Annotated in this window: 1 protein-coding gene; it reads left to right on the top strand. The window is 59.4% G+C overall.

What is annotated here, in order from left to right; translation table 11 throughout:
• The coding region (locus tag V6B97_RS17055; protein WP_333507708.1) for an ISL3-like element ISDvu5 family transposase at positions 1-1,052 on the top strand (1,052 nt) is incomplete at its 5' end.
• Positions 1,053-1,077: the final 25 nt, after the last annotated feature.

Raw genomic sequence — 1,077 nt, 5'->3', positions numbered from 1 at the left:
GGCGGCATCTCAACTTCTTCCAGCATCACTGCCTGATCAAGGCCCGTGTCCCCCGAGTGAGATGCCCGGAACATGGCCTCAAGCGCGTCAATGTCCCATGGGCACGGCCTGGCAGCGGGTTCACCCTGCTTTTCGAGCAAGCGGTCATGCTTCTTGCCCGAGAGATGCCGGTCAACGCCGTGGCGCGTTACGTCGGCGTCACCGACAAGCGGATATGGCGGGTCGTGACGCACTACGTCTTGAAGGCCATGGGCAAGCTTGATCTCAGCCGACTGTGCGGAATCGGCCTTGACGAAACGGCAACCAAGCGTGGCCATCATTACGTCACCATCTTCGTGGACATGGACCGGGAAAGCCGCCCGGTGGTCTTCGCGACTCCAGGCAAAGGCAAGGAATGCCTCAAGATCTTTGCCGCGTACCTCAAAGGGCGTCAGGGCAATCCGGAGAACGTGGTCGAGGTGGTCTGCGACATGTCACCAGCTTTTCTGTCGGCGGCCGAGGCGACCTTCAGAAATGCCGCTGTAACCGTGGACTGGTTCCATGTGGTTCAGATTTTCACCAAAGCCCTCGACGAGGTCAGGCGTCTGGAAGCCAGAGAGGTCATACTTCCCAAGGCTGCCCGGTGGGCGGTTCTCAAGGGCCTGGAAACTTGGCGTAGCGAGGAGCAGGTCGCGGCGCTCAAGGAGTTGGAGGAACGTGGATTGGCGACAGCCACCGCGTTTCGGGTGAAGGAACTGCTGCGGTGGGTGCGCAAAGCTGACACCAGGCAGGGTGCGCGATGGCGAGCAACGCGGTTTTTCGAATTCGCTCGGGAACTTGCCGGGGATTCGGTTCTGCTCGCACCGGTACGCAAGGCGCTGAACACGTTCGAGGATCATTTGCCTCGAATATTGAGAAGATGGGACTCCTTGCTTTCCAATGCTCGCTTGGAAGGGCTCAATGGCCTCTTTCAGGCTGCTCGCTCGCGGGCCAGAGGGTATCGGAACGTAACAACCTTCATCACCATGATCTACCTGATCGGAGCGCCCATCACCCAACTCTTGGAGGCGTGAATTCCACAGCTAACGTCGAAGACCC

The sequence above is a fragment of the Nitratidesulfovibrio sp. 1201_IL3209 genome (assembly GCF_036763125.1).
Lineage (GTDB): Bacteria > Desulfobacterota > Desulfovibrionia > Desulfovibrionales > Desulfovibrionaceae > Cupidesulfovibrio.
The sequence above is the reverse complement of the archived record's forward strand: the minus strand, read 5'-3'. Positions and strand labels throughout refer to the sequence as shown.